At 44.1% G+C, this 16,662-nt stretch carries 16 protein-coding genes, 1 pseudogene and 2 riboswitches; of the genes and pseudogenes, 15 read left to right on the top strand and 2 right to left on the bottom strand.

Features of this window, described 5'->3' with window-relative positions; genetic code table 11:
• Positions 1 to 12 precede the first annotated feature (12 nt).
• The 12 genes from DESYODRAFT_RS03505 (at position 13) to DESYODRAFT_RS03560 (ending at position 11,992) form a co-directional block, all read left to right on the top strand.
• Positions 13 to 1,137: a TDT family transporter gene (locus DESYODRAFT_RS03505; RefSeq protein WP_007779481.1), complete on the top strand. Its 1,125-nt coding sequence runs from the start codon at positions 13 to 15 to the stop codon at positions 1,135 to 1,137.
• A gap of 348 nt (positions 1,138 to 1,485) precedes the next feature.
• Positions 1,486 to 2,115, top strand: a complete 630-nt coding sequence (locus DESYODRAFT_RS03510) for a hypothetical protein (RefSeq protein ID WP_007779483.1) — start codon at positions 1,486 to 1,488, stop codon at positions 2,113 to 2,115.
• Between the two features lie 5 nt (positions 2,116 to 2,120).
• Positions 2,121 to 2,723, top strand: a complete 603-nt coding sequence (locus DESYODRAFT_RS03515) for a DsbA family oxidoreductase (RefSeq protein ID WP_083842129.1) — start codon at positions 2,121 to 2,123, stop codon at positions 2,721 to 2,723.
• Between the two features lie 76 nt (positions 2,724 to 2,799).
• On the top strand, positions 2,800 to 3,501 hold the full coding sequence (locus DESYODRAFT_RS03520; RefSeq protein WP_007779487.1) for a sulfite reductase subunit alpha/beta: 702 nt from the start codon (positions 2,800 to 2,802) through the stop codon (positions 3,499 to 3,501).
• Positions 3,502 to 3,505: 4 nt separating this feature from the next.
• A complete protein-coding gene (locus DESYODRAFT_RS03525) occupies positions 3,506 to 4,207 on the top strand; it encodes a futalosine hydrolase (RefSeq protein ID WP_007779489.1) in 702 nt (233 codons plus the stop codon).
• Complete coding sequence (locus tag DESYODRAFT_RS03530) at positions 4,204 to 5,046, top strand: 1,4-dihydroxy-6-naphtoate synthase (RefSeq protein WP_007779490.1); 843 nt, start codon at positions 4,204 to 4,206, stop codon at positions 5,044 to 5,046. The genes DESYODRAFT_RS03525 and DESYODRAFT_RS03530 overlap by 4 nt, the downstream gene beginning before the upstream one ends.
• Before the next feature lie 130 nt (positions 5,047 to 5,176).
• Positions 5,177 to 5,449, top strand: coding sequence for a hypothetical protein (locus DESYODRAFT_RS03535; RefSeq protein WP_007779493.1), 273 nt, complete (start codon positions 5,177 to 5,179; stop codon positions 5,447 to 5,449).
• Positions 5,450 to 5,613: 164 nt separating this feature from the next.
• The gene (locus DESYODRAFT_RS03540; protein WP_007779494.1) at positions 5,614 to 6,510 is read left to right on the top strand and encodes a uroporphyrinogen decarboxylase family protein; all 897 of its coding nucleotides are present in this window, start codon (positions 5,614 to 5,616) and stop codon (positions 6,508 to 6,510) included.
• Between the two features lie 326 nt (positions 6,511 to 6,836).
• Positions 6,837 to 8,432, top strand: coding sequence for an L-lactate permease (locus tag DESYODRAFT_RS03545; protein WP_007779497.1), 1,596 nt, complete (start codon positions 6,837 to 6,839; stop codon positions 8,430 to 8,432).
• A 188-nt stretch (positions 8,433 to 8,620) separates the two neighbouring features.
• A complete protein-coding gene (locus tag DESYODRAFT_RS03550; RefSeq protein ID WP_007779500.1) occupies positions 8,621 to 9,490 on the top strand; it encodes a GNAT family N-acetyltransferase in 870 nt (289 codons plus the stop codon).
• 61 nt (positions 9,491 to 9,551) lie between these two features.
• Positions 9,552 to 10,319: an NRDE family protein gene (locus DESYODRAFT_RS03555; RefSeq protein WP_007779504.1), complete on the top strand. Its 768-nt coding sequence runs from the start codon at positions 9,552 to 9,554 to the stop codon at positions 10,317 to 10,319.
• A gap of 98 nt (positions 10,320 to 10,417) precedes the next feature.
• A complete protein-coding gene (locus DESYODRAFT_RS03560) occupies positions 10,418 to 11,992 on the top strand; it encodes an ASKHA domain-containing protein (protein ID WP_007779507.1) in 1,575 nt (524 codons plus the stop codon).
• Positions 11,993 to 12,028: 36 nt separating this feature from the next.
• Here DESYODRAFT_RS03560 and DESYODRAFT_RS03565 read toward each other — a convergent pair whose 3' ends face one another.
• On the bottom strand, positions 12,029 to 13,030 hold the full coding sequence (locus DESYODRAFT_RS03565; RefSeq protein ID WP_007779510.1) for a methyl-accepting chemotaxis protein: 1,002 nt from the start codon (positions 13,028 to 13,030) through the stop codon (positions 12,029 to 12,031).
• A gap of 100 nt (positions 13,031 to 13,130) precedes the next feature.
• Positions 13,131 to 13,538 (bottom strand): hypothetical protein, encoded by a 408-nt coding sequence (locus DESYODRAFT_RS03570; protein WP_007779513.1) that lies wholly within the window; start codon positions 13,536 to 13,538, stop codon positions 13,131 to 13,133.
• Positions 13,539 to 14,125: 587 nt separating this feature from the next.
• Here DESYODRAFT_RS03570 and DESYODRAFT_RS03575 point away from each other — a divergent pair.
• From DESYODRAFT_RS03575 to DESYODRAFT_RS29830, 3 genes and pseudogenes are all read left to right on the top strand, one after another.
• Entirely contained in the window at positions 14,126 to 14,398 is a 273-nt protein-coding gene (locus DESYODRAFT_RS03575) for a hypothetical protein (protein WP_007779515.1), read from the top strand.
• 135 nt (positions 14,399 to 14,533) lie between these two features.
• A riboswitch (purine riboswitch) is annotated at positions 14,534 to 14,635 on the top strand.
• Between the two features lie 358 nt (positions 14,636 to 14,993).
• Positions 14,994 to 16,157: a pyridoxal-phosphate-dependent aminotransferase family protein gene (locus DESYODRAFT_RS03580; RefSeq protein ID WP_007779517.1), complete on the top strand. Its 1,164-nt coding sequence runs from the start codon at positions 14,994 to 14,996 to the stop codon at positions 16,155 to 16,157.
• A gap of 163 nt (positions 16,158 to 16,320) precedes the next feature.
• Positions 16,321 to 16,416, top strand: a pseudogene (locus DESYODRAFT_RS29830) (DUF3102 domain-containing protein); the annotation flags it as partial.
• Between the two features lie 89 nt (positions 16,417 to 16,505).
• Positions 16,506 to 16,607: riboswitch (purine riboswitch) on the top strand.
• Positions 16,608 to 16,662: the final 55 nt, after the last annotated feature.

Below are 16,662 nucleotides of genomic sequence, written 5' to 3' on the forward strand. Positions count from 1 at the left end.
GGATTATTGGACATGCTTGAGCGTCACATCATAAAATACTTGGCACCCGGGTGGTTCGCCGTAGTTATGGGTACAGGAGGTCTCGCAAATATCCTATATCAATGGCGGTATGTTTTTCCTGCCGGACAGACGCTGGGTTTAGTCGTCGCAGCACTGGCGGATCTCCTTTACTTTGTAGTTCTCGTTCCTTGGGTTATGCGCTGGCTCTCTTTTTTTGAGTATGCTCAAAGAGATCTTCATCATCCGGTGGCAGGCAATTTCTTTGTCACTATGCCTGTTGCAACTATTATTGTAGGAACTAATGTCTATACAATCTGGAGCCCATATCTTGGGGGATCCACGACGTTCATGATTGCGATAATTGCCTGGATGATAGGGGTAGCAGGAGTTTGCTTCTTCTCTTTTTATACGACCTTTAGGATTATTCAGGTTGAAGCGGCACCTAAGCCGGAAACCACAAACTTCTCCTGGATTATGGCACCCATTGCTAATATGGCCACCTTATTATTAGGGAATGCCGTAGTAATTCTAAGTCTGAACTTTAAGCCGGCCTGGAGTATGTCTATACTAATTGTCAACATAATTATGCTGGGAATAGGTTTTTTATTGTTTGTATTTATCAGTGCCGTGATTTTTGTTCGGCTTGTCCAGCACGCGCTTCCTCCTGCAGAGTTAACCCCTTCTTTTGGAATCTTATTAAGCGCGGTTGGTCTCGCTGTTATTGCTATCATCGATGTTGCTAAAAGCGCCCAAAGCCTTGGAATATTGACATCCGTTGATCTAGCCGACTTGGGAGCGGCAATCATATGGGGGTTTGGAATTTGGGTGATTGGAATAACCATCCTTATTTCAATCCATCATATGCGAAGAGGTGGAATCCCTTTTGGCTTGGGATGGTGGGCGTTTATCTTCCCCTTGGCTGCCTATACAATAGCCAGCCAGAAAATAGCGTCCATTTTTCTCTCGCCCCTTACTTACGGCTTTAGTTTGCTTTTAACATTATTGCTCGTTCTGCTCTGGGTGTACGTTTTTATAAAAACTGTGGCAGGAGCGTTCAGTGGTAAGCTTTTTATGGGCAGCCCAATTTCTCAACCTATAGGGAAAACTATCCCCGGGAAATCACAAAGGAGGAAGTGAAGGGCTTAAGTTGGCGTTTAATGATAAATACTGTATCATTTAAGTATTAATACTGCCCTGAAAAACACCCCAAAAAATCTGTAGACCTCAAAGGAAGGCAGCTTCTCCCACAGGAGTGAACTCATCGCATGGAGAGGCGATAAAAGCCCACAAGCTGGTGCGGGGACACGGAGCCACGGGTTCACATCAGGTACTGCCCAGAGGTTTGGCGGAGTCCCGCGCCGGTGAGTGGGCGAGCCTCGGAGTGCTGAGTGAACGGATGTGGGAGAAGTTGCCCGACCCGAGGGACCTATTTTCATTCATAAGTGGTAGTTTAATATTATTATTTTGAAAGGCGTGAGATAAAACATGGCACTTAAGGCGCAGCGTATCTATTCTGAAGAGTGGAATCCCTCTGAGGAGGCAATCAAGAGTCTCTTTCCTGCTGATGAGTTAAAAGCTGAAATTGGAAGGGACCCTGGCCTAAAAGTACTGCGTGATGACGAAATACGACTCCAATATCCCGGACAATATAACATCTCTGTTCAGGCCAGAGCATATACTCAAAGGCTTGTTCAACTCTTGCAGGAGTACTATACTACATACTGCAATAGTCCTGAGCTTGCAGGTTTGCTGGGAATACAAATACCACAAATTATGTGGTTGGATACCTTAGGATTTGAGGAACCGATCATTAGTCTTCATATTTCAAAGTTAAATAAAAATGAAATCTTTATCAATGATATCGTCCTGGTCAAAAATGAGGACTTTGATTTATTAAGTGACGACCTTATTGAGAAAATCCTTAATAATTTAAAAGCTTTTTCAAAAGAACAAGGAGTTAAGTACTTATCCGGATATGCAGCTAACCGCAGCACGTTAAACCTATTGAAAGGTAAGGGATTTTCAGAAGATAAAAGAGAAGTAATGGGCAATGATTACCTATGGAGAGTGGCCTGTATTCAAGGGGAACAATTGCCTTTCTATGTAGAGTTGTAGACCTTATGAGCAATAAAATAATTGTTTTCTCGGATTTTTTATGACCCTATTGCATGATAGGGAAGGTCCCCCTTGACCAGTTGGCCAGGGATAAAAATTTAACTGTAGAGTGGAAAGCGTTTGAACTTAGGCCCGAGGGGATTGAACTCCCCGTGAAATCGGCTGATTACCTGGCCAAAGCTAAGGCGGGAATCGAAGCTTTAGGTCAGAAGTACGGGCTCCGTATGACGTTTAATGAAAAGAGCAAGCACTCAAGATTAGCTCTGGAAGGGTCTAAATTTGCAGAAGAGCATGGGCTTGGCAACCCATATCATGACGCAGTTTTTAGAGCTCAATTTCAGGAACAAAGAAACATTAATGACCTGAGCGTCTTAAGTGATATAGCGGGACAAATCGGATTGGATCAGGAGGAATTTAAGCAGGCTCTCTTAACTGGAAAATACGGGCAAGCCGTATCGGACGATGTAGAGGAAGCGCAACGCTTAGGAATTCAAAGTGTTCCATGTTTTATCGCGGATGGCCGCGCTGTCCATGGTGCTCAGAGTTATGAAGCACTGGAGAAATTTATTCAGGGAACCACGGGCGGGTTTCCTTTGGATGTTAAGTGAACTTAAGGCTTACCTTAAAAGCGAAGCCAAAAACTTGGGAGCTATAGAGTATAAGGAGAGGAGAAAGTACTGAACTATGGAATTGACAGATGAACAGAAGAAGGCTTTAAAGGGGCAGGGATACATTGCCTATAAGGATGGTGTCCATTTTTCTTGCAGAGTTTTGACACAAGCAGGGAGAATAAATTCTCAGGAATCTCGAAAGATAACAGAGATCTGCGAGAATTATGGCAGGGGGTATTTTACCCTAACCCAACGCCTGAATGTGGAAATTCCTTGGATTAAGTATCAGGATCTGGAGACAGTTACTCGTGAACTTAAGGAAGCCGGTTTATCGATCGGAAGCACGGGAATGAGGGCCAGGCCCGCCCTTGCTTGTAAAGGGGATGTTTGTCAACTTAGCTTTTTCGACACAGCAGAAATAGCTGGACAGATTAACGAACGGTTTTATAAAGGGAGGTACGACGTTGCGCTCCCGAATAAATTTAGAGTAACAATAAGCGGGTGCAGAAATGGCTGCTCAAAGCCTCAGTTGGGGTGTATAGGATTACAAGGGCGAAAACCTGGCGAAGTCGCGATTATCATCGGTGGGATGTCTGGTAAGGAGTCCTTTATAGGAAGGGAATTGCCAGGGGTATATCCAGTCAGTGAGGCGCTGGATATGGTGGAAAGGGCGATGGATTATTACCTCGAAAACGGTCAAAAAGGAGAACGATTCGCCGAGACCGTGGAAAGAATTGGTTTCGAAACTGTTATGAACTTTCTTTCAAGGGAGTAAGATTTTGAATTTAGAATTACAGGGGCCAAAGAGTATAAAGGGTTACTCACAGCAATCTAACTTGCGTGTCTTAGTAGTGACCGCAGTTCCAACTGAGAAGGAGACCGTATTACAGGCTTTACAAGGGGATCCAAGGTTTGATGTTTTAGTTGGGGGTGCCGGTTCGGTGGCTGCCGCAGTGAATACGGCCAGAACTCTTGCCGCAGCTGAATACAGTTTAGTTATTTGTGCAGGTATTGGCGGAGGCTTTCCTGGCAGAGCAGAGGTAGGTTCACTCGTAGTAGGAACAGAGATTGTAGCTGCTGATTTAGGTGCGGAGACTCCGGACGGATTCGCTGGTCTGGAAAAATTGGGCTTCGGTTTTACCCGAATTCAATCGGATGCTTATTTGGTAGAGCGTGTTGCTAATGCCTTACAAAGGGCCAAGCTGCCCGTTATTACAGGCCCGGTCCTGACAGTCTCAACTGTTACAGGTACGGCGGAGACTGCTGCGGAAATGGCTGCCCGGGTAAAGGGAGCTTCAGCGGAAGCCATGGAGGGATTCGGCGTTGGATTTGCAGCGCTTGACCGCGGTCTGCCTGTTCTGGAGATTCGCGCGATCTCAAATATGGTAGGCCCTCGTGATCGGTCCGCCTGGCAGATTAAAGAGGCATTAGAGGTTTTGAAGGCCGCCTGCGAAGTATTAACGGAGGTATTTGCAGTATGAACATTGCGTTCTCTCCTTGCCCCAATGACACGTTTGTTTTTCATGCCTGGGTACACGGTCTTGTACCCGGTGCACCTAAGCTTGAAGTAACCTACGCGGATATTGACATCACGAATAGTTTAGCTGCCGGTTCTAACGGTCCGGATGTGGTTAAGATCTCATACGCAGCGCTGCCGTGGGTATTGTCGGAGTACGCTTTGCTGCCATGTGGAGGTGCGTTGGGTAAAGGTTGCGGGCCATTGTTGCTGACCTCAAACAGGGCAGGGAGTTTTATTGATCCGGCAAAGCTGCATCATAGCAGGGTGGCGGTTCCAAGTGAACGTTCAACCGCGTATTTACTTTTCCGGTTATGGGCGGCTCAGCATGTACCGGGAGGAGTGGGCGAGATTATTGTTCTGCCCTTCCACGAGATCATGCCGGCGGTGCGGGATGGTTTGGTTGATGCCGGGCTTGTGATCCACGAGGCTCGTTTCACCTATCCTTCGTACGGGTTAATCCTAATGGCGGACTTGGGAAGCTGGTGGGAGCAAACGACGAATCTGCCGATTCCTTTGGGGGCGATTATTGCCCGCCGGTCGCTCGATCTTCCGGCAATCACCGGCTGGATTCAGGCTTCTGTCAGATATGCATGGGCTTACCCCGAGCGGTCAAGAGAATACGTGCTTCATCACAGCCAGGAACTGTCTGCCGAAGTCACTCAAGCGCATATTAAGCTTTATGTTAACGAATTCACCGAAACTATTGGTGAGCTCGGTTATAAAGCGGTAGAAACTTTGCTCAGTAAGGCTTCCTTGGAGGGGCTGGTACCGAAGGTGGATCCGGAGAAGCTGCGTTTTTGACAAGAGAATAGGAATGGAAACCTCCTTAACCCAAGCGATAAATGCTGAAAATAAATACCAAATAAAAATGGAATATTATAGCAACATCGCGACATGATGCATATATTGGAGTTAAGGAGGTGAGTTTCTAATGAGTGGATCCGGATGCAGACCAATTTGTTGTCCCCCGCAATATCGCGTTCAAGATTTTTACGCTCAAAGATTTATTCCCGTTATTCATCCTATCGTGACTATTAATCGTCAAAATATTGTTGATGTACCTCAGCATATTTTTCAACAGACTTCAAGAAACGTTGTTGTTAATCAAGGGTTTCAGCCTCAACCTGCTCAAGGCCGGGGTTTCTTAGGCCAAGGTCAAGGGATGTTTGGCAATCAAGCTTTTGGCAATCGCCTTTTCTTCTAAATTTTAAATGTTGAACAACGAGCCACGCTTCTTTAAGCGTGGCTTTTCATGATTTCTATGATAAAGTGTCATGAGATAGGTAAGGCTTAAATGTTGAGATGTCTGGTTTTTGTGTACTTAAACGATTATAATATTTATCAAATCTTAGAGAAGGAGTATGATAAGTGAATAAAATCGAAAGAATTCTGGCGTCGGTACGTTTTGAGAAGGTTGATCGCATACCTAAAGGGGAGTTTCATCTTGAAGATGATTTTATAGCAGAATTATTAGGTCTCAAGGAGAAGGTGAGGTTCAAGGACAGAATTGAGGCTTGTGAACGTTGTGGGCTCGATGCCTTGGCTTTTACCCCAACCTGTTCTCAAGATAACAACCCGGGAGGTTGGGAAGAATTAGAACAATGGCGGAAAGAGACTGATTTTTTTATCTTTGCAATTATTGATGGCCCTTTTCAAGGAACGGCTAAGCTATTTACTTCATTTACGGATTATTTGATGGCAATAGCAAAACATGACCCGATCATCCAGGAGCTTGTCACTAAATCTGTGACCGCTAATCTTGAGCTTGGGCACAAAGCTTTGGCTTTAGGGGCTAACGGAATAATCGTTGCGGATGATATAGCGTATCAAAGTGGAACGTTCGTTTCGCCAACGGCTCTGCGTAAGGGCTTTTTTCCTGGACTCGCGGAACAGGTGGATAGTTTCAGAGCACAAAACATTCCGGTTTTTTTCCATGCCGATGGAGATTTACTGCGAGTGATGGAGGATATTGTTGATATTGGTTTCAGCGGACTGCATTCCCTGGATTTTCCTTCCCTTGTTGACATTGCGAAGGTCAGAATGATGACAAAAAACAGACTCTGTATGATGGGCGGATATGATTTGAGCTGGTTTGCAGGAACGGACAGGCTTGAAAAGGTTTCGGAATTATTAAACGCGGTTTCCGGAGGGGAGATGGGGAGCGGATATATCTTTGGCAGCAGCGCAGGAATTCTGGGAAGTACGGTACGGGCCGAGCAGGTTCTTGATGTTTATCAGCACGTAAGTAAACTATCGGTAGAATAAGGCAGAGGGTGAACATACGGCGGTAAAAAAACTCTGGACAATTAGGCAATAGTTGGTTAGAATATGAAATGTAGAAATCCTGTGTACTGATTCACAGGGCTGTAGTGGGGTAGAAACAGTAGCTTGAAAATCTGGTTTGGAACAAATTAATAAGATGGAAGGATGGTAGGATGGTAGGATGTAGTTATTTTGTGTGTAATAGCTATCCTATTTAGGGTAGCTATTTTTGTCTTTAAAATGCCTGCAGCAGGCGATGCATGAATTGTGCTGGTTAAGGAGCATGATTAGCTATAGGATAAATAAAATGAGACGGGGTGTAAATTATAGTGTCTATCAGTTCACTTTTATTAACATTGACGCCGATTGCCGTTATTATAGCGATGCTGGTCATCTGGAAAAAACCCGCGGATATAAGTGGTGTGGCCGGCTGGATTGTTGTTTCCCTGATCGCGTTCTTATTCTTTCAAACGAGTCTTGAAGTGATTTTTCGGTCCACCATAGCAGGAGTTGTTCGCTCGTTTACGGTTTCTTTAGTGGTTGCGGCTTCCCTGCTGCAGATGGCTTTTATGGAAAAAACCGGGGCTCTTAAAAGGATCATCATTTTTATCAAAACCATTGCCTGCGAAAATAAAGCAGTACAAATCATGATGATTAACATTGGTTTTGGGACGCTTATGGTGTCCGTAGGGGCAACTCCTGTCTCATTGCTGCCGCCTATTATGCTGGCCCTGGGCTATTCAACCTATGTTTCCATTGCTCTTCCGTGCATCGGGTATGATGCTCTTTGCACTTATGCATTATTGGGGGCACCTATTGTTGTCTTTGTCGATGTAGCCAATTCCTTTCTGGGTAAAGGCCACGAAATAAGTTTATCCCAGGCGGGCAGCGTTTTTTTCATGTTCTTACCGATTATTTCTACCATGATTGGGTTTTGCATGCTCTGGATTGTCGGACAGTGGCAGGCAATTAAAGAGGGTTGGCTGCCGGTTGTTATTACCGGAGCAGCGATAACAGCCGTTTCATATTTTACGAACAAAGTCGACAGACTAGTCGTTCTGACGGGTATCATGTGCGGTGCCGCAGTTATTATTGTTATGGCAGTTTATCTATTATCCACAGGAAAAAAGATCATTGATAGACGCCGGCTTTCTCGTGAAGAGCTAGACTACGAGAGAAGCTATCCTTTATGGAAGGCTTTATCCCCCTGGGGCCTCCTGATTATTGTCATCCTGGCTCTCAACCTGCCAACGGATATGTTCAATCTTCTATACCGAAAGTTTACCCTTCCGATCGCAGGCTTGGCGGCTGATGGCAAGCCTATCATGACAAGAGCTTTATGGAATGCTTATACATGGATTTTTGTAAGCACCTTTGTTTCTATGATCTTTATCAAGCCAACAGCATCTCAAGTAAAAGAGACCTTCAGTTTGTGGTGGAAGAGGGCTCCCAGACCGGTCTTTGCAGCAGCAATTTTCTTCGTTATCGGAGAAATAATGAATATGACCGGCTTTGATATGGCATCAAATAAGTATGTTGTGCCAAGTATGGTCCAAGTATTGGCGAATTTCTCATCTCAGATTTTTAGTGATGCTTATGGTGCCGTCGTTGCTTTTATCGGCTTATTGGGAGGATTTATAACAGGCAGCGAAGCCTCTACCATAGCTATGTTTGCAACTTATACTTTGAAAACCTCAAATATGCTTCATATGGGATTGCTTGAAATGTTAATTATTACTGCCGGCTTAGCCTTTGGAGGGGGATTGGCGAGCGTTGTTTCCCCGGCAAAACTGCAGAATGCTTCGGCAGCAATTGATAAATTGGGGGAAGAAACCCAGGTTATCAGAATTGCCTTTGTTTTTGCCTTGCTTTTAACGGCAATGACGGCAGGAACGGTCATGGTGCTCTTGGGTATTTATGCTTAGCTTAAGGGGCAGGAGTTGATTTTAATAGTTTGAAGAGTCCGCTTCCTTTAGACGGGGAGCGGACTCTTCTTTATTTCTCTGGCGGTTAATGTTACAATTTAGTATAAAATTCAAATAGTCTCCGAAATTTACGAATGACTTGAACTCATGATAGTTCTATATGTGTGAGGAGGCAACTCGGGTTAAAAATGACAATAGATGCTTATAGAAGTTTAAGTGACAAAGCGAAAGAGGAGATCCTTGACCTGGAAAGTAGTTGTATTGAACATGATAATCTAAGAGGAAGCTTCTTTTTAGATCCGTCTTTGAACTTTGAGCCGCAGATAAACAGCTTTTTTCTTTATTACCAAAAAGGTCAGTTAATAAGCATGCTGTCTATGTTCATTCCCACAAAACATGAGGCTGAGATTACGGCATATACGCTGCCGGCATGTAGAGGAAAAGGGTATTTCAAGTCTTTATTAGGCAAGGCAGTTGAAGAATTAACAAAATTTGATATCCCTGAGCTGCTGTTTGTCTGTGAAAGTAACTCAACCTTAGGCAAACAGGTAATTAAGGCACTCAAGGCAGATTATAAACATACCGAGTATTTTATGAGACTTGATAAATCCAGGTATTCTTGTTTAAAGTCATATCGCCTAAAGCTTTTAAAGGCAGAGCAAAAGGATTTTGAAAGGGCCATTACCGCTAACATGAGTGTTTTTGGGGATAGTTACGAAGAATCTAAGAGTCTCATTAAAAATTGCTTCGAATCAGACACGCGAGTCCATTACCTGGCGGTCTTAAATGAGGAGATTATTGGGGTAGCTTCAGCCAATCTAGAAGGAGAAGACGTGTCGATATTTGGGCTGGGAGTGGTGCCTGACTATCACGGTAAGGGGTACGGGAAAGAACTGCTTCATTTAATGGTCGATAGGTTTTTAAAAAGAGGAAGATCTGAAATAACCATAGAGGTCCATAGTGAGAATGAAAGTGCTTTAGCGCTCTACAAGACGACCGGTTTTCGCATTGAGGTCGCTTATGAATATTATGGGGCTAAGGTCAATCAGGTGTTGTGAGTATATGACTGACTTTTCAGCAAGTTTGTCTTAGAAGTTTAGTTTTTGAAAGGGGAAAAGTATGTGTTTGCTCTTTTTTGCATATGACTGTCATCCACGCTATCGCTTGATTCTGGCAGCAAATAGAGATGAGTATTATAAGCGGCCTACCCAAAGTGCCCGCTTCTGGGAGTCTCACCCTGAGGTTCTCGCAGGGAGAGACTTAGAGATGCTCGGGACTTGGATGGGGATTACCCGCTCAGGTCGTTTGGCGGCACTAACTAACGTTCGTGATCCTGCGGCACAGATCACCAATGCTCAATCGCGGGGGATGTTGGTAAAGAACTTCTTGTGTTCTCAGGATTCCCCTGTCGAATATCTGCAAGATGTTGCTCTAAACGATGCTTTCTATAATCCCTTTAATCTATTAGTAGGGGATAAATCAAGGTTAATGTATTATCGACAATCATCGTCTATTATGGAACTTAGCCCTGGAATTTATGGTCTCAGCAATCACAGTCTGGATACACCTTGGCCTAAGGTTCTCAAAAGCAAGCAGGCCTTAGCAAACTACATAGAAAATGAGTTGGCGATTGATCCACAAGTTCTCTTTAATATTTTGGTAGATAGGGAACCTGCTCAGGATTATGAATTGCCTGAAACAGGGATAAGTTATGAGTTCGAGAAACTGCTGTCTTCGATCTTTATCCAAGGGTCTGACTATGGAACAAGATCTTCTACAGTACTTTTAATAGATCGTCACAACCATGTAACGTTTAAGGAAAAAAGTTTTTATTCAGGTCAGGAACAAGGTGTCGAGGTAGACTATGAGTTTATGCTTAGTGATTGATTGGATTATTAATAATGCAAAATAGTTCACGGTTTAAGAAAAAAGAACTAAATGAAAGAAGTAAAACTACAAAAAAATAATTTAAAGAAGGTACAATAATGCTAAATATGAGAAATAAGCCCGTGATCCTTGCCGAGCAGGTTCAGACATCTCTTGCTGAACTGGCTCCCCTTACTCAGAAAGTTTTTCTGTCTCTGACCCCGCCTACATCAATGGATAACCGGGCAGATGTCGATCAAGTGCGGCAAAGGTTAGAACGCAGCCATGGCTCTGTAAGCGTGCCCCTGGAACTCATGTCCAAAATACCTAAGATATGCCGCAGTGCCGGCTGGCAGGTTACTGCTACCCTGGCGGATATTGGCTGCGGATGGAAGCTGATTGATTTGGAGCCGGGTGATACTTCCGGTGAACAACTTGGACTAGCCATTGATATAGGCACGACAACCGTTGTCGTATACCTTATAGATCTAGGCAGTGGTGCGGTTTTAGGACATGCCGCCGATTATAATGGTCAGATCAGTATGGGTGAGGATATTTTAAATCGCATCCGTCATGCGGCCGAACCAGACGGTTTGCGTCAGCTGCAAAATGCGGTTTTAGATACTATAAATCAGTTGATTAGAATCCTTTGCCCTTTGCCTATGGAGACAAACAAGATTACCGCTGCAGCTATCGGCGCTAATACAACCATGATCCATCTCTTATTAGGTTTAGACCCCGCTTCGATTTGCCGCGCTCCGTATACCCCCACAGTGAATAACCCAGGTTTAATTCCTGCGGGAGAAATAGGCATAGATATCCATTCCCTGGCCCCTGTCTACTGTCTGCCGAGTGTAGGAAGTTATATTGGCGGAGATGTCATAGGCGGAATATTAGTCAGCGGTATGCATCAACAGCCGGACATTTCTTTATTTGTAGATATCGGAACCAATGGGGAAATCGTGTTGGGCAATGAGGACTGGCTTGTTGCCTGTGCCGGAGCAGCCGGGCCGGCTCTGGAAGGCGGAGTTACAACCTTTGGTATGAGGGCCGAACCCGGAGCGGTCGATCATGTTTCCATAAATCCAAAGACGGGTTGGGTGAAATACTCAACCATAGGCAATCTCCCTGCTCGTGGTATCTGTGGATCGGGTTTAGTGGACACGCTTGCGGGACTTTTTCTGGGCGGATTTATTAATCGGACAGCTCGTTTTCAGAACGGAAAAAGTGAGTTCGTTGTGGTCCCTGCCCATGAGGCGGCAGCGGGGGAGGACATAATTATTTCTCAGGTGGATATTAATAATTTCATGGCCACTAAAGGAGCGGTTAACGCAGCCACGGATCTATTAATGGAGAATGTAGGTTGTCCCTGGCAGGATATCAGCCGCTTTTATGCAGCCGGAGCTTTTGGTCAATATTTGCCCATCGAATCGGCCGTCACCATAGGCCTTTACCCGGATCTTCCACGTTCAGCGATTGTTCGTCTTGGTAATAGCTCAGGTGAAGCTGCCCGCCAGGTGCTCTTATCCCGGGCTAAGCGTTTGGAAGCGGAAGCTATTGCCGAAAAGGTCACCTATTTCGAGTTGAATGCTAACGCTGCTTTTATGGACAAATTTGTAGGCAGTAAATTTCTTCCGCACACAGACCTTCAACGATATCCAAGCGTTAATAAGCGTCTTCAGACCCAACTCTAAAATAGCCGGATAAAGAGGGATGGGAATCCTGTAATGTTACAGGGTTTCACAGACAAGAGCGGACCAGTTTTTGCCTTTATAGGCGTTGTAACCGCGGGTATGAGCGTAACCGTATATTTTAATACCCGTCAGGTCTTTTTCAAAGAGATAGCCGTAGGTCTCGCCCTTGATCGCAAGCTGGGCGGCCTTAAGATTTTTAAAATTATCCGCCAGAATCCCCTTGCGGCTTCGGCAGGCAATGACATAACCTTGCTCATTAATGATAAATAAGTCCCCATTTTTACTGATTCGTGCCGAATCAATGATGTCGTAAATATAATTCCAATTAAACCTTGTGGAAAAATACCCCAGAATCTGGCCTTCGTCGCTGCGAATAGGGCAGGTGTAAGCTACGGTATGAGAGTTAACAACGGCCGAATAATAAAGATCGCTTACGGATATCTCATTGGCAGCCTTAGCCTCTTTAAACCAACCTTTCTCGGCCATATTCTGGCCGATTTGTTGGTGATGAACGCCGGCGGCTACAATTGTTCCCTCCAGATCCAGCACATAGAGATCAAGATAGACTTCATAAATATCAACGAGTTTTTTCAGAAGCTGGTTGGCGATTGAAGAGCGATCAGAGGTTGTCGAGCAAACGCAGTCTTTTACCTTATCAAAGCTGGCCCATGCTTGGGCATCACAATTGCGTTCAAAAAGATTCCGATCAATTTTATCGATTGTATCATAAGCTACATCGGCTGTTCGGACAGCCATTACTTCATTGGCCTTGGTTTGTATGTTCTCAATGATCTTGGTGCTTTCTTTGGTTGAGGTCAGGCTGCGGGTGGCTAATTTTTTTATTTCATCAGCGACCACGCTGAATCCCCGGCCTGCTTCGCCCGCTCTTGCTGCTTCGATCGCTGAATTAAGAGATAGAAGATTTGTGTGCTGCGCAATTTGCCGAATTGATTCGATGACCTGACTCATTTCCTGGTTAGCATTTTTGAGTTCATTTAGCAGCACAGATGTATCGATAACTAAGTTTTCCTTTGCCATACATACGCCTCCTGAAACGGAAAAAGGCCTACCTGAAAATAGGTAGGCCTCTTTGCCAATCTTTTAATAATTATACGATAGACGCGGAAAATTGCAAGGATTAAGTTTCTGAGTCGGAATTAGGGACGGAGAAGGATAATTTGCTGAATGTAACTACATCGCGAAATTCAAGAAAGTTATAATTACTTACCTGGGCTTTTTCCATGAGTCGGGAGATGGGGGTTGTTGTCAGAATAACATCCGTAGGCTGAATTAATTTGGCTATAAGGCCGAAGTGTTGGGAGTTGAAGCGGATAGCAATGTGAGTTTCATTTTCCCAAGTAACCTGAAGTACATAGGCATCTTTTGACTCGGTTGCAAACCAGTGATAGGTGTATTTTGACAAGCCGGATTGGTTAACGGCCTTGACTTTATCCTTAAACTCCTTGACATAGAGAATAAGTACATCGCAACCGTTTTCGAGTTTGCCAAAAGCTGATTGTTCAGGTGAATAAGCCTGAGTAAACATCTGGCGACCTCCATACAGTTTCCATTTGCTACATTTAGTCTATTAATATTATAGCCTATTTATTTTCACGGGGAAAGCAGTAAGAGCATAAGTAGTGTAAACTATGTCTTATTTTGAAGGAAAAAGGGTCCTCAAGCTGGAATATTAAGGTGGAGTGATGAATTTAATGATTTGTGAGCTATAAAGTCAAATGCGGGAAAAAATAAGTAACTATTCAGAGCCTTGGGGAACTCTGAACGGGGAACCACAGATTACACATGAAAAGAACGATAAGAGAAACCACAGATTAACACAGATTTCACAGATTAAGAAGGATTAAGTATAAAAAAATGGCGAAGATGGGAGTCAATGAAGAGGTGCAACTTTGGTGATCATCAATTGCGTTACAAGCGATTTGTAGTTTAGAGCCAAAATGTATTTTTTAAATCTGTGTTAATCTGTGTAATCTGTGGTTAATTAACCTGAGTACCTGAATAGTCACAAAAATAATGATTTGCAATTCAATTTGTAGGTATAATTTTTCACGGGAATCAAGGTTATACTTGTTGAAATTTTTATCTGAAGTGAAGTATGAAAGGAAGAAGACTATGAAGAATCCATGTGGAACGACTAAGGCCAATGTTTTTGAGAATACGGAGGTTAACGGGATTCCCGTCTATTTTGGCTCAGGAGTTAATCCTGTCAATTCTCCGGCCCAATTTTTTGTTGCTTGGGGGAAGGGAGTATTGTCTGGTGGTTTAATTCATACCTTTAACCTTGAGTCTTCGGAACAAGGATCCCTGTGGTTTATCGATGAAGATGAGGCTATGTCTGCTTATGCCAGGATACAAGGGCTATTGGCAGGAGATAAGAGCGTCTGAGTCTTTAAGTGAGCCTGATTGCAGCTTAGGCTGATAAGTTAAATCAATTGGATAAGTCGAACGATTTTACAAGTGAATTAATTAACGTTCGAAAAAGTGTTGACCTGTATCGGAATATCTTGTAAAATGGGTATTGACAAATGAATAGAAAATGTTCATATAGTCGCAGTGATAAGGTCTGCAAGTTTCTACCGGACTACCGTAAATAGTCCGACTATGAGCGAAAGTGTACGCTACTTTTATGTTTGGATCACACCGAAGGGATAAAAACCCAGGCGGACAGGTTTCTCTCACTTTATTGGAGTTGAACTGTCACCTGGGTTTCTCTGTACTAATCCGAAGCTGATTGCCTGCGCTGGAGGCTTGGAGCTAAGCAATGTTTCTAGTTTATGATATTCTTATCGCTACTTGGATTAGATGATAACTTTGAGAGAAGAATATGAGGGGAGGTAAAAGCACCAACCAAAATTATACAACTATCTTAATAAATGTGACATGAGTGGGATCGTTGTTTTTAATTAGCTTGCGAACTTATAATCCTAAGTTACTTATCACCGCAATAATATTAATGGTTTAAATTAAGGAGGAAGACATAATGCCTAATAAAGAAATGTTATTGGTGCCAGGCCCTACCCCAGTGGTGGATGAAATATATGAAGCTTTAGCCAGTGAGACGATGGGTCACACTGATCCGCGGTTTGCCGGGATTTTCAAGAACGGCTTGGAGTTAACTAAGAAATTGTTTAACACGGACGGAGAGGTTTTCGTTATCGCAGGTTCGGGTACCTTGGCGATGGAAATGGCTATTATTAATACGGTTGCTCCAGGAGAAAAGTTGCTGGTCGTCAGCCACGGCTATTTCGGTGACCGCTTTATTCCCCTGGCTAAAGTATTCGGTATTCAGGTTGAGACTCTTCAAGCTGAGTGGGGCCAGCAGATCAGCAAGGAATTAGTGGCGGAAAAATTGGCTGAGGGTGGCTTCAAGGCGGTAACCGTGACTCATGTCGATACATCAACCGGTGTGATGGCTAATGTTGAAGAATTGGTTCCAGTGGTCAAAAAAGCAGGAGCACTCTTTATTCTTGATGGAGTTTGTGCTTCCGCTGCTATGGAAGAGGATATGCAAAAAACTTACGGAAACCCGGATTATAAGATAGATGTCGTGTTAACAGGTTCCCAAAAAGCAATTGGGGTTCCGCCGGGACTGGGAATTGTAGCTTTTGGACCGAAAGCATTGGCTGCCCGTGAAGCGATGCCTTCGGTTATGGGATACTATACAGATATTAAGAATTGGCTTCCAGTCATGAATGAACCTGTAAAATACTTTGCTACCCCTCCGGTCAACATGATTGTTGCCTTTAATAAGGGTATGGAATTGGTTATGGCAGAAGGGCTGGAGACCCGTTACCGTCGTCATTCGGTTCTGGGACGAGCTGTGAGAGGCGCTCTGAAAGTTTATGGCATGAAGCCTCTGGCTGCGGAAGAAGTTGCGGCTCCGACTTTGAGCTGTATACTCTATCCGGAGGGTTTAAATGATGCGGAGTTCCGTTCGAAATTAGCTGCCAAAGGTGTGATCGTAGCCGGAGCTTTAGCTGCTTTAGCCGGGAAGGCATTCCGGATTGGGCATATGGGAAATGCCACGGAAGAGATGTTTGTTAAAGCACTTCAGATTGTTGGGGAGACTCTTCAGGAGATGGGATATGAGGCCAATATCGACGCAGCAGTCGATGAGTTTAAAGGGATTTATCATTCGGCTTAAAGGGACTAAAACTGCTTTAGTAAAGCGCTGAGCATAAGGACTTCTTGTTTGGGAAACAAGGCTGCAGGAATTAACTTGCAGCCTTGTTTTTGTCCGAACCAGCTGGCTGGGGCTGCTTCAGACTTGATTTTGGCTGGAGTTTTCACCGGCTCCCAATTTTGGAAGGCTGATGCAGCTCTTTGAAGAACATAGAGATAAACTGTTTGCTTTCAGGGATGAGGTTGGCAGGTCAAATTCGTCGGCGCAGACGAATTTGACCAGTGAAAGAACGAACGATCTGAGGTATATCTCGATTAATGTTCGGAAAATCTATTGACCTCGTTGATAATTTCTTGTAGAATAAGCTCAGATTGACAAATAAATAGTGTTCATATAGTCGCAGAGATATGGTCTGCAAGTTTCTACCGGACTGCCGTAAATTGTCCGACTATGAGCGAAAGATGTACGAAGGGCTTATGTCCCACTCGTACAGATCCAATGACTTTTCTTTAAAGGTCCTTGGATT

The organism is Desulfosporosinus youngiae DSM 17734 (assembly GCF_000244895.1).
Taxonomy (GTDB): domain Bacteria; phylum Bacillota; class Desulfitobacteriia; order Desulfitobacteriales; family Desulfitobacteriaceae; genus Desulfosporosinus; species Desulfosporosinus youngiae.

Coding starts and splice junctions, on each gene's coding strand:
- DESYODRAFT_RS03505 (WP_007779481.1), top strand. CDS start 13: ATGCTTGAGCGTCACATCATAAAATACTTGGCACCCGGGTGGTTCGCC.
- DESYODRAFT_RS03510 (WP_007779483.1), top strand. CDS start 1,486: ATGGCACTTAAGGCGCAGCGTATCTATTCTGAAGAGTGGAATCCCTCT.
- DESYODRAFT_RS03520 (WP_007779487.1), top strand. CDS start 2,800: ATGGAATTGACAGATGAACAGAAGAAGGCTTTAAAGGGGCAGGGATAC.
- DESYODRAFT_RS03530 (WP_007779490.1), top strand. CDS start 4,204: ATGAACATTGCGTTCTCTCCTTGCCCCAATGACACGTTTGTTTTTCAT.
- DESYODRAFT_RS03535 (WP_007779493.1), top strand. CDS start 5,177: ATGAGTGGATCCGGATGCAGACCAATTTGTTGTCCCCCGCAATATCGC.
- DESYODRAFT_RS03550 (WP_007779500.1), top strand. CDS start 8,621: ATGACAATAGATGCTTATAGAAGTTTAAGTGACAAAGCGAAAGAGGAG.
- DESYODRAFT_RS03555 (WP_007779504.1), top strand. CDS start 9,552: ATGTGTTTGCTCTTTTTTGCATATGACTGTCATCCACGCTATCGCTTG.
- DESYODRAFT_RS03560 (WP_007779507.1), top strand. CDS start 10,418: ATGCTAAATATGAGAAATAAGCCCGTGATCCTTGCCGAGCAGGTTCAG.
- DESYODRAFT_RS03565 (WP_007779510.1), bottom strand. CDS start 13,030: ATGGCAAAGGAAAACTTAGTTATCGATACATCTGTGCTGCTAAATGAA.
- DESYODRAFT_RS03570 (WP_007779513.1), bottom strand. CDS start 13,538: ATGTTTACTCAGGCTTATTCACCTGAACAATCAGCTTTTGGCAAACTC.
- DESYODRAFT_RS03575 (WP_007779515.1), top strand. CDS start 14,126: ATGAAGAATCCATGTGGAACGACTAAGGCCAATGTTTTTGAGAATACG.
- DESYODRAFT_RS03580 (WP_007779517.1), top strand. CDS start 14,994: ATGCCTAATAAAGAAATGTTATTGGTGCCAGGCCCTACCCCAGTGGTG.